The organism is Micromonospora sp. SL1-18 (assembly GCF_047921505.1).
Taxonomy (GTDB): domain Bacteria; phylum Actinomycetota; class Actinomycetes; order Mycobacteriales; family Micromonosporaceae; genus Micromonospora.
This window is the reverse complement of the sequence record NZ_JBLROA010000036.1, coordinates 41491-59265: the sequence shown is the minus strand read 5'-3', so window position 1 is coordinate 59265 and position 17775 is coordinate 41491. Positions and strand designations below refer to the sequence as shown.

General features: G+C 72.5%; 15 protein-coding genes. 9 read left to right on the top strand and 6 right to left on the bottom strand.

All coding sequences use genetic code 11. The features are described 5' to 3' along the window. The first annotated feature begins 1064 nt into the window (after positions 1–1064). Positions 1065–1334 carry a hypothetical protein gene (locus tag ACNAW0_RS18630; RefSeq protein ID WP_416289174.1) on the top strand — a complete coding sequence of 90 codons (270 nt, stop codon included), beginning with the start codon at positions 1065–1067 and terminating at the stop codon, positions 1332–1334. A 54-nt stretch (positions 1335–1388) separates the two neighbouring features. On the opposite strand, the gene ACNAW0_RS18625 is transcribed toward ACNAW0_RS18630, so the two are convergent. From ACNAW0_RS18625 to ACNAW0_RS18615, 3 genes are all read right to left on the bottom strand, one after another. Further along, positions 1389–2162 carry a peptidase gene (locus tag ACNAW0_RS18625; RefSeq protein WP_416289173.1) on the bottom strand — a complete coding sequence of 258 codons (774 nt, stop codon included), beginning with the start codon at positions 2160–2162 and terminating at the stop codon, positions 1389–1391. Positions 2163–2164: 2 nt separating this feature from the next. After that, entirely contained in the window at positions 2165–3439 is a 1275-nt protein-coding gene (locus tag ACNAW0_RS18620) for a VWA domain-containing protein (RefSeq protein WP_416289172.1), read from the bottom strand. Positions 3440–3925: 486 nt separating this feature from the next. Further along, on the bottom strand, positions 3926–5617 hold the full coding sequence (locus ACNAW0_RS18615; RefSeq protein ID WP_416289171.1) for a dolichyl-phosphate-mannose--protein mannosyltransferase: 1692 nt from the start codon (positions 5615–5617) through the stop codon (positions 3926–3928). Positions 5618–5683: 66 nt separating this feature from the next. Here ACNAW0_RS18615 and rsmI point away from each other — a divergent pair, with 66 nt between their 5' ends. Next, positions 5684–6550, top strand: a complete 867-nt coding sequence (gene rsmI / locus ACNAW0_RS18610) for a 16S rRNA (cytidine(1402)-2'-O)-methyltransferase (protein WP_416289170.1) — start codon at positions 5684–5686, stop codon at positions 6548–6550. Between the two features lie 64 nt (positions 6551–6614). Here the strand turns inward: rsmI and ACNAW0_RS18605 are convergent, their stop codons facing one another. Further along, positions 6615–7382, bottom strand: coding sequence for a hypothetical protein (locus ACNAW0_RS18605; RefSeq protein ID WP_416289169.1), 768 nt, complete (start codon positions 7380–7382; stop codon positions 6615–6617). Positions 7383–7529: 147 nt separating this feature from the next. Here ACNAW0_RS18605 and metG point away from each other — a divergent pair, with 147 nt between their 5' ends. Then, positions 7530–9332, top strand: a complete 1803-nt coding sequence (metG, locus tag ACNAW0_RS18600; protein WP_416289168.1) for a methionine--tRNA ligase — start codon at positions 7530–7532, stop codon at positions 9330–9332. A gap of 66 nt (positions 9333–9398) precedes the next feature. Here metG and ACNAW0_RS18595 read toward each other — a convergent pair whose 3' ends face one another. Together ACNAW0_RS18595 and ACNAW0_RS18590 are read right to left on the bottom strand one after the other, a co-directional pair. Next, a complete protein-coding gene (locus tag ACNAW0_RS18595) occupies positions 9399–10250 on the bottom strand; it encodes an alpha/beta fold hydrolase (RefSeq protein ID WP_416289167.1) in 852 nt (283 codons plus the stop codon). A 63-nt stretch (positions 10251–10313) separates the two neighbouring features. After that, complete coding sequence (locus ACNAW0_RS18590; protein WP_416289166.1) at positions 10314–11537, bottom strand: hypothetical protein; 1224 nt, start codon at positions 11535–11537, stop codon at positions 10314–10316. A gap of 82 nt (positions 11538–11619) precedes the next feature. Between ACNAW0_RS18590 and ACNAW0_RS18585 the strand changes: the two genes are divergently transcribed. The 6 genes from ACNAW0_RS18585 to ACNAW0_RS18560 all read left to right on the top strand — a co-directional run bounded on the left by ACNAW0_RS18585 (position 11620) and on the right by ACNAW0_RS18560 (position 17726). After that, positions 11620–12567, top strand: coding sequence for a TatD family hydrolase (locus ACNAW0_RS18585; protein ID WP_416289165.1), 948 nt, complete (start codon positions 11620–11622; stop codon positions 12565–12567). A gap of 38 nt (positions 12568–12605) precedes the next feature. Next, positions 12606–13475 carry a 16S rRNA (adenine(1518)-N(6)/adenine(1519)-N(6))-dimethyltransferase RsmA gene (gene rsmA / locus ACNAW0_RS18580; RefSeq protein WP_416289164.1) on the top strand — a complete coding sequence of 290 codons (870 nt, stop codon included), beginning with the start codon at positions 12606–12608 and terminating at the stop codon, positions 13473–13475. Positions 13476–13560: 85 nt separating this feature from the next. Continuing rightward, positions 13561–14514, top strand: coding sequence for a 4-(cytidine 5'-diphospho)-2-C-methyl-D-erythritol kinase (locus ACNAW0_RS18575; RefSeq protein ID WP_416289163.1), 954 nt, complete (start codon positions 13561–13563; stop codon positions 14512–14514). A 268-nt stretch (positions 14515–14782) separates the two neighbouring features. Beyond that, positions 14783–16588: an ABC-F family ATP-binding cassette domain-containing protein gene (locus ACNAW0_RS18570; RefSeq protein ID WP_416289162.1), complete on the top strand. Its 1806-nt coding sequence runs from the start codon at positions 14783–14785 to the stop codon at positions 16586–16588. Positions 16589–16682: 94 nt separating this feature from the next. After that, positions 16683–17141 (top strand): DUF4383 domain-containing protein, encoded by a 459-nt coding sequence (locus tag ACNAW0_RS18565; protein ID WP_416289161.1) that lies wholly within the window; start codon positions 16683–16685, stop codon positions 17139–17141. Between the two features lie 114 nt (positions 17142–17255). Further along, positions 17256–17726, top strand: coding sequence for a DUF4383 domain-containing protein (locus ACNAW0_RS18560; RefSeq protein WP_416289160.1), 471 nt, complete (start codon positions 17256–17258; stop codon positions 17724–17726). The last annotated feature ends 49 nt before the right edge of the window (positions 17727–17775 follow it).

Genomic DNA, 17775 nt, shown 5'->3' with positions numbered 1-17775 from the left:
TTACTACCCAACCGATGCTCCAAAAGGTTGCCCACGGGGCCGGCTCCAGCCGCATTCGTCGTCCAGGGTGTCGCGTGTTGTCCGTCCGTAGCGCCTTGATCGCATGACACAGCGGAGGCCGTCCCTGAACCGGGACGGCCTCCGTGCACGAAATTCTGGTTCTGCCCGCTCAGACGGCCCGCCAACGCAGCCGGCTGCCCGTGGGCTACCTCTGGCAGCGGCGCCGGGGGTGCGCTGAGGGGCCGGCTTGTCGTTGCCCGAGTTGCCGATGGCGGCGAGACCCCAGCCGCAGGAACAGTCCGAGGAAGCCTCCAACGATCTTCTGCCCCCGGGTGACGGGTTGTTTCGGGCCCTTGCCAGGAGCGCCGTTGATCCCAACCGGCACGGTTGCCCATCCGTGCACCTCGTTCCGGGCGGCAGCCGGGACCTGAGCCGTCGGGTACGGCGGGACCGGTCCGAACCGGGCCGCCGGCTGCTCCCAGGGCGCCGGGGGCGGGGGAGGTGGTGGCCGTTGCCCGTGCCACGGGTCCTGCGGGGGCTGAGACGTCACCCGCCCCAGTGTGCTTGCAATAGCAACAACTGCCAGCAGCCAGTCGTCGCCATCTGTGCCGACGCTTGGACCTGCGGTGACGACCGGAATGCCAGCCGAGTCGCCCGACCGGCGGAGTGCCGGTCGGGCAGCGGGATGAACGATCCTCAGGTCACGCCCGTCTACGGTCGACGGATGGGGTTCCCTATCCAGCTCGCTCGGCCGATCGGAGCCTGTGCGGCGACGTCGAGCTCGGGATCTCCGACCAGCGCCAGGCGAATAAGGGAAGGCATTCAGGAATTCTGCTGGACCTGGGCGGACCCACTGCCCTGCCGGCCGCCTGATCGTTACGGTGTTGGTACCGCCTACCCGGCGCTCGGCTGCCGAGTTGGCGGTCAGCCGTGCACATGGACGGTGAACGTATCGCAGCGACGTAACGCCACGACGCCGGATGACGCTGTTCGGGACATCGTCAGCTGGCCAGATCCACTGACGACAGTTGATCTTCCCCGTCCACCTGCGAGAGGATGTGCCGATGACGCCTGGTGCGAAGGCGTCGGGCCAGGGACCGGATGAGCACTCCCCGGTGACCCCCGACTGGACCTGCGGGTCCTGCGGCGACGAGTGGCCCTGCGCCACCAAGCGCAGCCGCCTCTTGGACGAGTACCACGTGGACCGGGCCTCGCTGAGCGTCTATCTGGGCTCCTGCCTCGCCGCCGCCACCAATGACCTACACACCGCGCCGGTGTCGTCGCTGCAGGACCGGTTCATCGGTTGGGTGCCGCGCAGCAGGCGTCCCTCCTGAACGGTGCTTCCGGTGGCCGCCGCGTTCGATGACGCGGCGGCCACCAGAGGCGGGTCAGAGGCGGCGGGATCGACGGGTGAGGGCGAAGCCGACCACGCCCGCCACAGCGGCGAGCACTCCACCCGCCGTGGTCCAGACCCAGCGTGAGCCGGGTTCCGGGAGCCAGCCGGTGAGACTGGTCTCCTTCTCGGCGACCGGTTCGGGCGTTGGCTCGGCGGTGAGCACCGTCCCGGCCCGGGTGTTCGGCACCAGCGGTGCCTCGAGCTTTCCGTCGTCACCGGACGCGCCGCCCTCGCCGTCCACGCTGACCAGCAGGTCCACGTCGATCGGCAGGCCCAGGTCCGGCTCGGGCAGGTCGGTCACCGCGAGGCGGACGTAGTAGGTGCCGGGCAGTGGGTCACCGGACCACGGCTCGGCCCAGGGCCGGACCCGGCGCAGCGTGCAGCCCAGGGTGACGCTGGTCGCCTTCGCGTCGATGGTCGGGGTCTGCGCCCCGGCCGTGCAGGCCTGCCGGCGGCGCAGCCCGTCGAAGACGTCGACGGTCCAGGTGGACCGGCCGGTGCGGCCCTTCGGGAAGGAAATTGTGGCGGTGATCTCGTGGGTCTGCCCGGCCTCCGTGCGGAACGACCAGTAGAGGTGGTCGCCGCTCGACGCACCCACCTCGACGGGCTGGCCGGCGGCGATGGCGGTGGCGGTCAGGAACGAGGTGCCGGCCTTGGTGACCGTGGCCGCGCCCGGCGAGGGTGTGGGTGCGGCCGAGGCGGCGGCCGGGGCGAGGGTCAGCCCGGCGACGGCCAGCGCCGCCGCGGACCGGATCAGCGTACGCATCCTCAGTTCTCCCTCCAGGTGGCGACCCACCAGCGGGTGAGCAGCCCGGCGACCAGCCCGGTGACCAGCCCGGCCAGGGTGAGCAGGAGCAGCAGGGCCCAGCCGCGGCCGAGGTCCGGCCCGTCCGGGGCGGGGGAGGCGGCGACCACGTCGACGGTCAGTTCCAGGGGCATCCCCGGGGTGGCCTCGGTGCCGGGGCGGGGCGCGAACGAGTTGCTGACCACCAGGCACACCGGCTCCGCGGTCACGGTGCCGCTCGGGGACGGGCTGGGGCCGTCCTCCTCGGCCGCGGACCAGCGCAGGCCGGCGGAGACCACGTCGGTACGCCCGCTGCCGGCGTCGATGCCTCGGACCAGCTCCCGCCCGTCTTGCGCGGTGGCCCGCAGCAGTACGCCGTAGTCGGGGTTGACCGGCCGGTCCAGCGCCACGCTGACCGAGGCGCGCAGCTCCTGGCCGGGTCGCACCGGCACCCGGTACCAGCGGTGCTCGGAGAACGCCTCCCGGTCGGTGTAGACGCCAGGGCCGAGCAGTGGTGCCTTGTCGCACTCGGCCGACCCGCCGACCACGGTCGGGGCGGCGGTGTAGGTGTCCCGGGCCCGGTCCACGAGCTGCTTGATCCGGCCGGTCAGCTCGTCGGCGCTCTGCGCCGCCGTGTACGTGCCGCCGGTCGCCCCGGCGATGCAGAGCAGCTGTCGGCGTACCTTCTCGTCGGGGGCGAGGCCCAGGGTGTCGACGATCAGCTTGGTGCCCTGGGCGGCCAGCTCGCGGGCCACCTCACAGGGGTCGGGCGGGGCGCAGGTGTCCTCGCCGTCGGTGATCAGCACGATCCGGCGGGCGGTGCTGCCGGTGCCGAGGTCCTGGGCGGCCGAGCGGAGCGCCAGACCGACAGGGGTGAAACCGGTCGGCCGGAGCGTGGCCACGGCCGCCTTGGCCTGCGTACGGTCCACTGGGCCGACCGGCACGATCTGCTGGGTGTCAAGGCAGCCCTGCGTCTTGTCCTTGCCCCGGTAGGTGGCTCCGAGTACCCGGATGCCGAGCTGGGTCTCGTCCGGCAGTGCGTCCACGACCTCGTTGAACGCCTGCTGCGCGACCGAGATCCGGCTGCGCCCGTCGATGTCGCGGGCCCGCATGGAGCCGCTGACGTCGAGGACCAGTTCGACCTTGGGCGGCTCGGCGGGGGTTTCGGGGTCGTCGGCCCTGGCGGGCACCGGACCGATCAGCGCGGTCGTCGTCAGCAGTCCGAGAAGGACGGCCAGCGATCTTCTCTTGTTGATCACCGACCGAAGTGTAGTGATATCCACTTCGGATGATCATTCGGGTGTCGCTCAGGTGATCATCCAGTTTGGTATTTCGCCATTCGCACATCCGGGCCAGCGCCAGAAACGGTCCCAAGACCTGACTATCTTCACTTTCCCGCCATAGGCCGCGCCAAAACTCTGCGGATGGCGGGGGGCGAGACCGCAAGGTTCTCGTGATGTCTCTGGGCGATGACGGTGGGTGACCTGGTCGAGTGTGATCACCCTCGCCGGACGCACCGGCCGGGAACTTGACCGGGCACGACCAGTTGTGCGGGTGATGCAGGGATGGTTAAGCTTCTTCTGCGCGCCCCAATCGCCCGCTTCCCCCGTGGCAGGCGATCGGGGCGCGTCTTTTTGTTCGCCAGGCCGCCCCGCCGTGCCAGGCCGCCCCGCTGGGCGCCGGCCCGCCGGGTGGCTGGCCGCGCTCCGGGCCGCCCGGCCGTGCTCCGACCGGGCTGCTCCGGGTCAGATCCAGCGGCCGTCCAGCCATATCCGGGCGGACCAGTCCGCGTACGTCATCAGCCGGCCCACGAAGATCGGGTAGAAGTAGGCGAAGCACAGGGCCACCAGCAGCACGTACGCGCCCGCGATGATCCCGCCCACGAGTCGGCGATCGGAGACATCCTGCGCGCTCGGTGGCGGCACCGTGGCCGAAGCGGCGGCCGGCGCCGGTGTGGCGATCGCGCCGAGCACGTAGACCACCGCGAGCACCAGGAACGGCACCGCCGGGGCGGTGTAGAAGGAGAACATCGTCCGGTTGTCGAGGGCGAACCAGAACCAGGGCAGCAGGCCGGCGGCCACGCTGAGCAGGATCGCCCCGGCCCGCCAGTCCCGCCGGGCCAGCCCCAGCCAGGCCAGCGCCGCCAGCGCCGGCAGGAACGACCACCACAGCAGCGGGGTGCCGAGCAGCAGGATCTCCGACGCGCAGCTCGGCGCGCCGCAGTTGCCGTTGCCGGACCAGTAGAAGGCGACCGGCCGGCCGAGCAGCAGCCACTGCCACGGCCAGGACTGGTACTTGTGCGGGTCCTCGAGCCCGGTGTGGAAGCCGTACGCGGCCTGGTGGTATTTCCACAGGTTGATCAGCGGCCCGACGACCGGGCTGTCGCTCAGTCCCGCGCCCGGGTAGCGGCTGGCCAGGCGGAAGTAGCCGTCGTCGCTGAGCAGCCAGCCCGACCAGGTGGCGATGTACGTCCCGACCAACAGCACCCCGGCCAGCAGCAGCCAGGGCAGCTCGTCCAGCAGGGCGTCCCGCCACGGGTGGCGTACGCCGGCGGACCGGCGGACGCCGACCTCCCAGAGGATCACCAGCAGCGCGAAGGCCGGCACGAAGTACAGGCCGCTCCACTTCACCGCGCAGGCGCAGCCGAGCAGCACCCCGGCGAGCAGCCGCCACCACGGCCAGTTCCGCCAGGTCGACGGCGGCCGGCCGGCCCGCCCGGGTCGCGACGGGTCGAGCCCCGCCTCCAGCGCGCGGGTCCAGCGGCGGCGCCGGGCGTCCCGGTCCAGCACCAGGGCGCCGAACGCGGCCAGCACGAACAGCAGCAGGAAGATGTCGAGCAGCGCGGTGCGGGAGAGCACCAGGTGGAAGCCGTCCAGGGCGAGCAGCAGCCCGGCCGTGCAGCCCAGGGCGGTGGAGCGGAACATCCGCCGGCCGATCCGCACCAGCAGCAGCACCGACAGGGTGCCGGCCACGGCCGCCGCGAACCGCCAGCCGAACTCCGGGGCGGTGGTCATCAGGTGCCCCGGTACGGAGATGTTCGTCTCCGGGTCCTGGTAGCCGAAGGCCCACTCGCCGAGCCCGATCAGCCACTTGCCCAGCGGCGGGTGCACCACGTACGAGGGGCCGTTGTCCTTGTAGCTCCACTCGACGCCCCGGTCGATCAACCCGTACGCGTCCTTGGCGTAGTAGGTCTCGTCGAAAATTTTGCCCTTGGGGCCGCTGAGGCCGACGAAGCGCAGGATCGCCGCGATCGCCACGACCACCGAGGTGGCCAACCAGGCGTACCCGTCGAGGCGGGCGTCGACGGTGGCGAGCCGTCGCCGGACGACGGCCGGGATCCCGCCCCCGCCCGTCGTCGCGGACCCGTCGGCCCGGCCGGCGTCCGTCCGCTCGGCGATGGACCCGCTTGCGCTCTGTGCAGTCGACGCACTCGTCACCCGGCGATCGTAGGCTGCGAACGTGCCCGGTGGCGCCTGTCGTCCCCGAGATTAGAACAGCCGTCGATGAAGGAGTGCACTGGAGTGGGTGAAATGTCCGAGATGGGACGCCTGGTGTTGCTCGGCGCGCCGCTGGGCAACCCGGCCGACGCCTCGGCCCGGTTCCGCGAGGTGCTCGCCACCGCCGACGTGGTCGCCGCCGAGGACACCCGCCGGCTCACCCGGCTGGCCCGCGACCTCGACGTGACCGTGCCCGGCCGGATCGTCTCCTACTTCGAGGGCAACGAGGAGCGGCGTACGCCCGAGCTGGTCGAGGTGCTCGCCGCCGGCTACACGATCGCCCTGGTCACCGACGGTGGCATGCCCAGCGTCTCCGACCCCGGCTACCGGCTGGTCCGGGCCGCCATCGACGCCGGCTTCCCGGTCACCGCCGCCCCCGGACCCAGCGCGGTGACCACCGCGCTGGCCCTGTCCGGGCTGCCCTGCGACCGGTTCTGCTTCGAGGGCTTCCTGCCCCGCACGCCCGCCGGCCGCCGGTCCCGGCTACGTGCCCTCGCCACCGAGGAACGCACCCTGGTGCTCTTCGAGGCGCCGCACCGGATCGCCGGCGCCCTGGCCGACCTGGCCGCGGCCTTCGGCCCGGACCGGCCCGCCGCGCTCTGCCGGGAGCTGACCAAGACGTACGAGGAGGTGGTCCGCCGGCCGCTGGGCGAGCTGGCCGAGTGGGCCGCGGCGGGCGAGCCGCGCGGCGAGATCACCCTGGTCGTGGCGGGCGCGCCGCCGGTCCCCGCGGCCCGGCCGGACGACGACACGCTGCGCGCCGCGGTGGCCGAGCGGGAGGCGGCCGGGCTGTCCCGGCGCGACGCGATCACCGAGGTCGCCACCGCGTACGGCCTGCGCCGCCGCGAGGTCTACACCATCGTGCACACGTGAAAGGAGGGGCACCCGGTTAACGCCTGCGGTACCGGAGGGGGCCCCACCTGACATCGCCGGCGGCTCACCACGCGGCGGCGAGGAAGCCGGCGGCGATCAGCGCCGGGCCGGCCAGGGTGGCCGCCACCGCCCAGCGGCGCTGACGCCGGTGCGGCAGCCGGGTGGCCCCGGTCCACCGGGCGATCCCGGCGGCGCAGCCCAGCACCAGCAGCAGCCCGAGCAGCCAGCGCAGGTGCCGGCCGGCCCCGGCGTCCGCGTACGCCGTGGTCCCGCCTGGCCCGGTCATCCGGGCGGGCAGGGCGCTGCCGGTGGCGCTGCGCTCGGCCGGCACGCCGCTGACCCGTACCCCATGGCCGACGAACCGCCCGCCGTCGGCCAGGAAGAACCCCCGGCAGCGCTGCGTCAGGCCGCCGCCCGTGCAGTCGGTGATCACCACGGTTCCGTTCGCGGCGTGCCCCGTCGCCAACCAGAAGGGCTGGGCGCTGACCCAAGCGAAGAACGCCGCGAGCAGGCTCAACGCGACCAGCGCCGCCATCGCCGGCAGCGGGTCGAGCGGGCGGGACGGCCGGGAGCGGCGCTGTCGGTGCAGCGGGGGGTGGGTGGACGGCCGGTCCACCCGCCGGGGTGGCTCCGTCCGCAGCGGCGTGCCGTCCCAGTGCACCTCCTCGATCGGCGCCCAGCAGACCTCGCCGTCCGGCGGACCGCCCGGCGAGGGCCGCCGCCAGCGCGCCTGCCGGATCGGCACCCGGCGTGGCACCGCGCCCACCGGCGCCCCGGTGGTCGGTTCCACCTCCACCGGCGGGTCGGCCGGCGCCGCTGGTCTGCTGGTCACGCCGTTCATTTGACACCGGTACGCGGGGGCGGCCGGGCAGCTCAGCCCGCGTGTCGGCGACAAATCGGACGGGGTGTCGGGGCCGCGCGGTGGGACGCGCCCTATTGGTTCGCGGTCGACCGGAGGTAATCACTACGCTTGCTGCTCATGAGTCACGTTCTCGCCGCGGTCGCCTGGCCCTACGCCAACGGCCCGCGCCACATCGGCCACGTATCCGGATTCGGGGTTCCCTCCGACGTCTTCGCCCGGTACATGCGCATGGCGGGTCACGACGTGCTCATGGTCTCCGGCACGGACGAGCACGGCACCCCGATCCAGGTGCAGGCCGACGCCGAGGGGGTCACCCCACGTGAGCTGGCCGACCGGTACAACCGGGTGATCGCCGAGGACCTGCGGGCGCTCGGATTGTCGTACGACCTGTTCACCCGCACCACCACCCGCAACCACTACGCCGTGGTGCAGGAGTTGTTCCTCGGGCTGCACCGCAACGGCTACATCGTCCCGAAGGTCACCACCGGGGCGATCTCCCCGTCCACCGGCCGGACCCTGCCCGACCGCTACATCGAGGGCACCTGCCCGATCTGCGGCTACGACAGCGCCCGCGGCGACCAGTGTGACAACTGCGGCAACCAGCTCGACCCGATCGACCTGATCAACCCCAAGTCGAAGATCAACGGCGAGACGCCGGAGTTCGTCGAGACCGAGCACTTCTTCCTGGACCTGCCGGCCCTGGCCGACGCGCTGCGGCAGTGGCTGGACACCCGGGAGGGGTGGCGGCCCAACGTGCTGCGGTTCTCGAAGAATCTGCTGGACGACCTCCAGCCCCGGGCCATCACCCGTGACCTGGAGTGGGGCGTGCCGATCCCGCTGGACGGCTGGCGCGACCGGACGGACAAGCGGATCTACGTCTGGTTCGACGCGGTGATCGGCTACCTGTCCGCCTCCATCGAGTGGGCCCGCCGCACCGGCGACCCCGAGGCCTGGCGGAAGTGGTGGTCCGCCGACGCCGAGGGGAAGGGTGCCCGCGGCTACTACTTCATGGGCAAGGACAACATCGTCTTCCACTCGGTGATCTGGCCGTCCCTGCTCGACGGCTACTCCGGGGAGGGCTCCCGTGACGGCGAGCCGGGCGAGCTGGGCCGGCTCAACCTGCCCACCGAGGTCGTCTCCAGCGAATACCTGACCATGGAGGGGCGCAAGTTCTCCTCGTCCCGCAAGGTGGTCATCTACGTCCGGGACTTCCTGGAGCGGTACGACGCCGACGCGCTGCGCTACTTCATCGCGGTCGCCGGCCCGGAGAGCAACGACACCGACTTCACCTGGGCCGAGTTCCTCCGCCGCAACAACGACGAGCTGGTCGCCGGCTGGGGCAACCTGGTCAACCGGTCGATCTCGATGGCGGCGAAGAACTTCGGCGCGATCCCACCGATCGACCCGGCCGGGCTCACCGAGGCCGACCAGGCGCTGCTCGCCACCGCGAAGGCCGGCTTCGCGGTAGTCGGTGACCTGATCGCCAGGCACCGGCAGAAGCAGGCCATCGGCGAGGCGATGCGGGTGGTCGCCGAGGCCAACAAATACCTGTCGGAGCAGGCCCCCTGGAAGCTCAAGGGCGAGGACGACAAGCCGCGGATGGGCACCATCCTGCACGTCGCCCTGCAGGTGGTCAGCGACGCCAACACGCTGCTCACCCCGTTCCTGCCGCACTCCGCGCAGAAGATCCACGAGCTGCTCGGCGGCACCGGCGTCCACGCGCCGATGCCGGTGATCGAGGAGGTCGAGGACCTCGACGGCGGGCCGGCGTACCCGGTGCTGACCGGCGACTACACCGTCGGCGCGCGCTGGGAGCCCGTACCCCTGGAGGTGGGCCGGCCGCTCGCGGCGCCGAAGCCGGTGTTCCGCAAGCTCGACCCGTCGATCGTCGACGAGGAACTGGCCCGGCTGGCCGGCTGACCGTACGCGCGGCGGCGCGGCCCGGAGCAACCGGGCCACGCCGCCGGCACGCTCAGGCGCGCGGGCTCAGGCGCGCGCCATCCGTGACGCGCCGATGAACTCCATGATCGCCTGGTTGATCTCGTTGGCGTGGGTCCACGGGGTGCCGTGCGGGGCGCCCTTCAGGGTGATCAGCTTCGCGTTGGGCAGCATCGGCGCCAACCGCTGGCCGGTCACCGGGAAGGGCAGCACGGCGTCCTTGTCGCCCTGGACGATCAGCACGGGTACGTCGATCCGGGGCAGGTCGTTGCGGAAGTCCGTCAGCCAGGCGTCCACAGAGTCGTGGGTGCCCTTGGCCGACGCCCGGGTGCCGATCTCCCAATGCGCCCGGAACGCCTCCTCGCTGACCCGCTTGCCCATGTTCTCGTCATAGTTGAAGAAGTTCTGGCAGAACTGGGTCAGGTAGGCGAAGCGGTCGTTGCGGATGGCCTGCTGGAAGCCGTCGAAGAGGCCCTTGTCGATGCCCTCCGGGTTGTCCGGCGTCTTCAGCAGGAACGGCGCCAGCGGGGCGAGCAGCACCGCCCGATCCACCCGGTTCGACCCGTACGTGCCCAGGTAGCGGGTCACCTCGCCGGTGCCCATCGAATGCCCGATCAGGATCGCGTTGCGCAGATCCAGCTCGGTCATCAACACGTCCAGGTCGGCCGCGAAGGTGTCGTAGTCGTACCCCATGGCCGGTTGGGCGGAGGAGCCGAAGCCGCGCCGGTCGTACGTGATCGTCCGGTACCCGGCCTGCAGCAGCGCGATGGTCACCTTCTCCCAGCTCGCCCCGTTGAACGGGAAGCCGTGGATCAGCACCACCGGCTGCCCGGAGCCGTGGTCCTCGTAATACAGGTCGATGGGCGCGGAGTTCTCCGTGCCGACGGTGACGAAGGGCATGTCGGGTCTCCTGAGCGCTGGGATGCCTTGTCGGACCCCGGCGAATTCCCCCGCCGCCGCCCGTTATGCCCGCAGGTACGGCAGGTCCACCACCTGGTCGGCGGTCACCTCGGCCGCCGGCGCCCAGGTCTCGTAGACGCCCCGCTCGTGACACTGCGCCCCCGTCGTGGCCACCGCGTCCGGGTCCGGCCGGCGCAGCCGCAGCCGCAGCCAGCCCGACTCCTCCCGCAGCACCAGGCAGGGCACCCCGCGCCAGGTGGCGTAGCGCAGCCGCCGGGCCGCCGACTCCACCGGGTACCGGGCCGCCCGGGTCATCGCCAGCACCCGGAACCCGCCGGGTAGGTCCGCCACCGCCTCGTACTCGCTGTCGCCGTAGGCGCCGACGAGCCGGGTGGAGCGGAACGCGTCGCCGGTCGACACGTACTCCTGGTCGGGGGAGAGCCCGGGCACTGCGGACAGCAGGTGCCGCCACTGCGGTCCGACCATCCGCAGCCAGCCCCGCTGTTCCGCCTGGTAGGCGTAGAGCACCACCTCCACCCCCTCCGCCGGGTAGGCGACCAGGGCGGCGTTGGCCGGCATTGGCAGATCGGCGAAGTCCCGGGTGATGAACTCCGGGATCAGCTGGGCGTTGCTCGGCACGAACCCGGTACCCAGCACCGGCGGTCCGAGCCGGTCCCGGGGCGGCAGCGCGACCAGTCCCTGGTGCGCCGGGCCGCCCGGCACGTCGTAGTCGGTCGGGCCGGAGGCCCGCCAGCGCAGCGCGTACGCCACATCGCCGCCCTCGCCGTCGCCGCGCAGCACCGCCAGCCCCGTCGGCGTACGCAGGTGCGCCACGTCGTGCTCGCGATAGCAGAAGCCGTGCGGCAGCCAGCCCCGCACGTAGCCGGCGAACTGGCGGGCGGAGAGCACCTTCACCAGCCGGGTGCCCGGCCGGATCACCGCTGAGGCGCGCACCGCGGCGAGCGTCGGGTCGCCGGCCGCGGCCGGCTGCTGGCTGAGCTGGTGCAGGTACGACCAACCGCGCTCCCGGTGCACCGGCATCAGCAGCGGCGCGTCCGCCTCCTCGGTCGGCGGCGTCCCGCCGTGCACCACGCTCACCTCGGTGACGTGCACGAACTTCCGCCACGGATACGCCACGCCCGGCCGGGGCGCCCACTCGAAGCCGGGCACCTCCTCGGCGCTGAACAACTCGTACGCCGCACCCCGGGCGATCTCCTCCGCAGGGTGGATCCGGCCGTCGTACGTCACGCGCAGCCCGGTCGCGCTGCCCTGAGGAGTGACGATCACGATTCGCACGGTAAGCGCGACAGATGTTGAGTGTGTGAACCCGCGATGACGGCCCGGGAACACCGGCCACCTGCGGTGTGTGATGCTGGCCGCGATGACCGAGCAGACCGAAACCCGCAAGCAGCGGGCCGCCCGCCGGGCCGGGGAGTTCCCGCCCGCCCCCGAGGCGCTGCCCGTCCCCGTGCTGGACAGCCACACCCACCTGGACATCACCGTCAGCGAGTACGGCGTCCCTCAGGTCAGCGCGGAAAGCGAGCCGGGGTCGCGAGCGAATGGCGGCTCAAGCGGCGGGCCCGCCGACGACCCGGTCGGCGCGGCGATCGGGGTGGCCGCCGGCGTCGGCGTGGACCGGCTGGTCCAGGTCGGCGTGGACGTCGAGTCGTCCCGCTGGGGCGCCGACGTCGCCGAGCGCTACGGCGCGGTGCTGGCCACCGTGGCGCTGCACCCGAACGAGGCGCCCCGCCTGGCCGACCTGGACGAGGCGCTGCGCGAGATCGAATCCCTCGCCGCCCGCGACCGGGTACGCGGCGTCGGCGAGACCGGGATGGACTTCTTCCGTACCGGGGACGAGGGGCGGGCCGCGCAGGAGAAGAGCTTCCGGGCGCACATCGCCATCGCCAAGCGGTACGGGAAGGCACTCGTCATCCACGACCGGGACGCCCACGCCGAGGTGCTGCGCATCCTTGACGACGAGGGCGCACCCGACACCGTCGTCATGCACTGCTTCTCCGGCGACGCCGACTTCGCCCGCGAGTGCGTACGTCGGGGCTACCTGCTCAGCTTCGCCGGCACGGTCACCTTCGGCAGTGCCGGAGCGCTCCGCGAGGCCGCCACGGTGACCCCGGTCGACCAGCTGCTGGTGGAGACCGACGCCCCGTACCTGACCCCGATGCCGCACCGGGGGCGGCCGAACGCGTCGTACCTGATCCCGCTGACCGTCCGGTTCCTGGCCGCGACCACCGGGACCGACCTCGACGAGCTCTGCGCCGCCATCTCCGCCACCGGCAACCGCGCCTTCGGCCCGTGGTGAAAGAAGCACCGGGGCCGCTGGCCGTAGGCTCTGGTTCCATGACCGGTCTTCTCGGCCCGGCGGAGATCCGGGAGCTCGCCGCGCGTCTCGGTGTGACGCCGACCAAGAAGCTCGGCCAGAACTTCGTGCACGACCCGAACACGGTCCGCCGGATCGTCACCACCGCCGGGCTCGCCCCCGACGACGTGGCGCTGGAGGTCGGTCCCGGGCTCGGTTCGCTCACCCTCGCCCTGCTCCCGGTCGCCGCGCACGTGCACGCCGTGGAGCTCGACCCGGCGCTGGCCGCCGCGCTGCCGGAGACCGCCGCCCGGTTCGCCGGCCCGGACGCCGCCGGGCTCACCGTGCACCCCGCCGACGCGCTGCGGATCACCGCCGCCGATCTGGGCGAACCCGCCCCCACCGCGCTGGTGGCGAACCTGCCGTACAACGTCGCCGTGCCGGTGGTGCTGCACCTCCTCGCCGAACTGCCCACCCTGCGTCATGGCCTGGTGATGGTGCAGAAGGAGGTCGCCGACCGGCTCGTCGCCGGTCCCGGCTCCAAGGTGTACGGCATCCCGTCGGTCAAGCTCGCCTGGTACGCCCGCGCCCGGGCCGCCGGCAAGGTCCCGCCCAACGTGTTCTGGCCGGTGCCGAACGTCGACTCCGGGCTGGTCGCCTTCACCCGCCGCGAGCCGCCCCGCGCCGACGTCCGCCGGGAGGCCGTCTTCGCCGTGGTCGACGCCGCGTTCGCGCAGCGCCGCAAGACCCTGCGCGCCGCCTTGGCGGGCTGGGCCGGCGGTGCCGACCGGGCCGCCGCGGCGCTCACCACCGCCGGCGTCGACCCGGGCGCCCGCGGCGAGTCGCTGACCGTGGAGCAGTTCGCCGCCATCGCCGCGTCGGCCCCGGCCGCGCCGTCCGCGGCCCAGTAGGCTGGGCGCCGTTGCCCGACCCCGCCGAGGAGTTCATCGTGGAGATGCCGTTCGACATCCGCCTGCCGATCCGGGGCATCGCCTCGTGACCGAGGCCTGGCGACCGGACGACGAGGACGAGCAGCGGCGCGGGGCCGGCGGGCCGGTCAAGGTCCGGGTGCCGGCCAAGGTCAACCTGCACCTCGGGGTGGGGCCGCTGCGCCGAGACGGCTACCACGAGCTGAACACCGTCTACCACGCGATCTCCATCTACGACGAGCTGACCGCCCGCCGCGGCGACACCCTCACCCTCACCATGGAGGGCGAGGGCACCGGCGAGCTGGCCCTTGACGACTCCAACCTGGTGATCCGGGCCGCCCACGCCCTCGCCGGCTACGCGGGCGTGCTGCCCCACGCCCGACTGCACCTGCGCAAGCAGATCCCTTTGGCGGGCGGACTGGCCGGCGGCAGCGCCGACGCCGCCGCAACCCTGGTCGCCTGCGACGCGCTCTGGGGCACCGGACTGTCTCGCGACGAACTGGCCGGCATCGCCGCCGACCTCGGCTCCGACGTGCCGTTCCTGATCCACGGCGGCACCGCGCTCGGCACCGGCCGGGGCGAGGCGGTCAGCCCGGTGCTGGCCCGGCCGACGTCGTGGCACTGGGTGGTGGCGGTCGCTGAGGGCGGCCTCTCCACCCCGGCCGCCTACCGTGAGCTGGACCGGCTCCGCGAGGCCGGCACCGCCGGGGAGCCGCTGGGCAGCACCGACGCGCTGCTCGCCGCGCTGCGCCAGCGCGACCCGCGAGTGCTCGCCCCCACGCTCGGCAACGACCTGCAGGACGCCGCGCTGACCATGCGCCCGGCACTGGCCGAAACCCTCAAGGCGGGGGAGACGGCCGGCGCGCTCGCCGGAATCGTCTCCGGCTCCGGCCCGACCTGCGTCTTCCTCGCCACCGACGAGGCGGCCGCCCGGCGGATCGCCGCCGAACTGGAGGCCGCCGGGGTGTGCCGGGAGGCCCGCGTCGCCCACGGCCCGGTCGCCGGCGCCCGCGTCGTCTGACTCGCGTCTCGACGCCCCGCCCGGCCGCGTCCGCGCCGCGTCCGCGCCTGGGCCAGCCGCTGCTCGCCCCGGACAGCATGATCGACACGGTTTGCGGCAAGGTGTGGTCAAATCCGACGACGAGACCACCCTTTGCCGCAACCGGAGTTGATCACTGGGCCCTGGCCGGCGGGGGCGGCATGGGGCGCGGGGCCGCGTACCCTGAGAGGCGGGCGTCCCGAGGTGCCGACCGCGGCACCGGGACGCCTTGATCATGAAAGGTGGGTAAGTGGCCAACATCGTCAACCTGGACCGGGTGTCCAAGGGGTACGGCGCCGCCGGGCCGCTGCTCACCGACGTCTCACTCGGCCTCGACGACGCCGACCGGGTCGGTGTGGTCGGCCTCAACGGCGCCGGCAAGTCCACCCTGCTGCGGCTGCTCACCCGCATCGAGGAACCCGACGACGGCCGGGTCACCCACCGCCGCGACCTGCGCGTGTCCTGGCTGCCGCAGAGTCTGAACCTCGCCCCTGAGGCCACCGTCCGTGACGTCGTCCTCGGCACCGCCTGGCTCGGCGAGAGCATGGGCGCCGAGCACGAGTGGGCCGGCGACGCCGGTGTCCGGGCCATCCTCGACGGCCTCGGCATGCCCCACCTCGGCCTGGAGGCACCCGTCGGGCCGATGTCAGGCGGCGAGCGCCGCCGGGTGGCGCTGGCCGCGCTGCTGGTCCGCGACGCCGACCTGCTCATCCTCGACGAGCCCACGAACCACCTCGACGTCGGCGGCGTCGACTGGCTGGCGAAGCACCTGGTCACCCGCAAGGGCGCGCTCGTCGTGGTCACCCACGACCGGTGGTTCCTCGACGCCGTCTGCACCACCACCTGGGAGGTCGCCGACCAGACCGTCCGGGCGTACGAGGGCGGCTTCGCCGCCTGGACCCTCGCCCGCGCCGAGCGGCAGCGGGTCGCCGCCGCCACCGAGGCGCGCCGGCAGAACCTGCTCCGCAAGGAGATCGCCTGGCTGCGCCGCGGCGCGCCCGCCCGTACCTCCAAGCCGAAGTTCCGCATCGACGCGGCCAACGCGCTCATCGCCGACGTCCCAGAGCCGCGCGACACCATGTCGCTGCAGCGGCTCGCCACCGCCCGGCTCGGCAAGCAGGTGTACGACCTGGACCAGGTCACCCTGCACGCCGGCCCGAAGGAGATCCTGCACGACGTCACCTGGCAGGTCGGCCCCGGCGACCGGGTCGCCATCCTCGGCCGCAACGGCGCCGGCAAGACCACCCTGCTGCGCATGCTCGCCGGCGTCACCCGCCCCGACGGCGGGCGCTTCACCACCGGGCAGACCGTGCGGCCCGCGTTCCTCTCCCAGGAACTCGCCGAACTCCCCGGCCACCTGCGCGTCCTGGAAGCCGTCGAGGAGGTGGCCCGGCGGGTCCAGTTCGGCGACCGGGAGATCAGCGCCGCCCAGCTCGCCGAGATCTTCGGCTTCGACGACCGACGGCTCTGGACCCCGGTCAGCGACCTCTCCGGCGGTGAGCGCCGCCGGCTCCAGATGCTCCGCCTGCTCGCCGGCGAGCCCAACGTGCTCCTCTTCGACGAGCCCACCAACGACCTGGACACCGACACCCTCGCGGCGTTGGAGGACCTGCTCGACTCCTGGCCCGGCACCATCGTCGTGGCCAGCCACGACCGCTACCTGATCGAGCGGGTCACCGACGTGGCGTACGGGATGTTCGGTGACGGGCGGCTGGTGCACCTGCCCGGCGGGGTCGACGAGTACCTGGCCCGGGCCGCCGCCGGCCGCGGTCCGGCGCCTGCCGACCTCACCCCGGCCGCGACCGCGGCCGCCCCGGCCCGGGAGGGCATGTCCGCCGCCGAGGTACGCACCGCGAAGAAGGAACTCGGCAAGCTGGAACGGCAGATCGCCAAGCTGGAGCAGAAGGAGGCGGACCTGCTCGACCGGCTCGCCACGCACGCCACCGACTACGCCAAGGTCGCCGAGCTGGACGCCCAGCTGAAGGAGCTGCGGGCCGAACGGGAGCGCACCGAGGAGGCCTGGCTGGCCCTAGCCGAGGAGCTGCCGGCCGGCTGACCTCGACCGGTGGTGGGGGGTGTGCGGCGTCACAACCCGTCGTACGGGACAATCGCTGGCGATCCCTATTCCGTTCGGTCTTGGAGACGCAGAGATGGCCCATACCCCCGTCAACCACCCCGCGCGGCCGGTCTACCGGGCGATCGGCGGGCTCGTTGGTCTGTACTTCGTCGTCTTCGGCGTGATCGGCGTCATCACGACCTCCGGCAACGAGATGCTCGCCCAGGACGACACCCTCAAGGTCCTCGGCCAGGGCGCCAACTTCGGCTTCTCGCTGCTCTCGGTCGTGTTCGGGGCCCTGATCCTGGCCGGCATCGCGATCGGCCGCAACCTCGACGTCGCCATCAACCAGTGGCTCGCGTACGCGCTGATGGTCATCTGCCTGGCCCAGCTGGCGTTCCTGCGGACCGACGCCAACATCCTCAATTTCTCGATCATGACCGTGATCGTGGTAATGACCCTCTCCACGGCGCTCCTGATGGCCGGGATGTACAGCAAGGTCGGCACCGACGAGGAGAAGGAAGCCTGGCAGAAGGCCCGGCTCGTGCTCTGACCGAAGCCCTGTTCGAAGGCCCGGCTCCCGCCGGGCCTTCGGCGTTCCGGAGACGGATCTGGGCGGCATGGGCGACAATCTCCACGAAACGGCCACCTGTTCTGGAGGGTCCCCATGGTGCATCTCCCGGTGAACCATCCCGCACGGCCGTTCTACCGGGTCCTCGCCGGGCTCATCGGGGTCTACATCCTGGCGTTTGGGGTCTACGGGGTCGTCCTCACCTGGAACAGGGGTCTCTTCGGCCGGGGCAGCGACTGGTCGCTCGGACTCCGGACCAACCTGGCCTTCTCCATCGTGTCGGTCATATTCGGCGCGTTCCTGCTGATCGGGGCGTCCCGCCGCGGCAACCTCGGCCACTACATGAACCTGACCGCCGGGGTGGTCTTCCTGTTCACCGCCCTGCTCATGATGGGCCTGCTCCAGACGGCGAACTTCCTCAACTTCTCGATGTCCACCGTCATCGTGTCGCTGCTGTTCGGGTTGGTCCTGCTCGGCACCGGCCTCTACGACAAGGTCGGTCCCCCAGAACACGCCGACGTGGAGCGCGAGCGCCGCCGCCATCCGGTCGCCGAGCGCCATCGTTGACCGCGGGCCGCCGACCGCTCAGCCCCCGCCCGTCGGCAGCTCAGACTCC

Excerpts from the sequence above, each read along its gene's own strand:
- ACNAW0_RS18630 (WP_416289174.1), top strand. The coding sequence starts at position 1,065 with ATGACGCCTGGTGCGAAGGCGTCGGGCCAGGGACCGGATGAGCACTCC.
- ACNAW0_RS18625 (WP_416289173.1), bottom strand. The coding sequence starts at position 2,162 with ATGCGTACGCTGATCCGGTCCGCGGCGGCGCTGGCCGTCGCCGGGCTG.
- rsmI (WP_416289170.1), top strand. The coding sequence starts at position 5,684 with ATGAAGGAGTGCACTGGAGTGGGTGAAATGTCCGAGATGGGACGCCTG.
- metG (WP_416289168.1), top strand. The coding sequence starts at position 7,530 with ATGAGTCACGTTCTCGCCGCGGTCGCCTGGCCCTACGCCAACGGCCCG.
- ACNAW0_RS18595 (WP_416289167.1), bottom strand. The coding sequence starts at position 10,250 with ATGCCCTTCGTCACCGTCGGCACGGAGAACTCCGCGCCCATCGACCTG.
- ACNAW0_RS18585 (WP_416289165.1), top strand. The coding sequence starts at position 11,620 with ATGCTGGCCGCGATGACCGAGCAGACCGAAACCCGCAAGCAGCGGGCC.
- rsmA (WP_416289164.1), top strand. The coding sequence starts at position 12,606 with ATGACCGGTCTTCTCGGCCCGGCGGAGATCCGGGAGCTCGCCGCGCGT.
- ACNAW0_RS18565 (WP_416289161.1), top strand. The coding sequence starts at position 16,683 with ATGGCCCATACCCCCGTCAACCACCCCGCGCGGCCGGTCTACCGGGCG.
- ACNAW0_RS18560 (WP_416289160.1), top strand. The coding sequence starts at position 17,256 with ATGGTGCATCTCCCGGTGAACCATCCCGCACGGCCGTTCTACCGGGTC.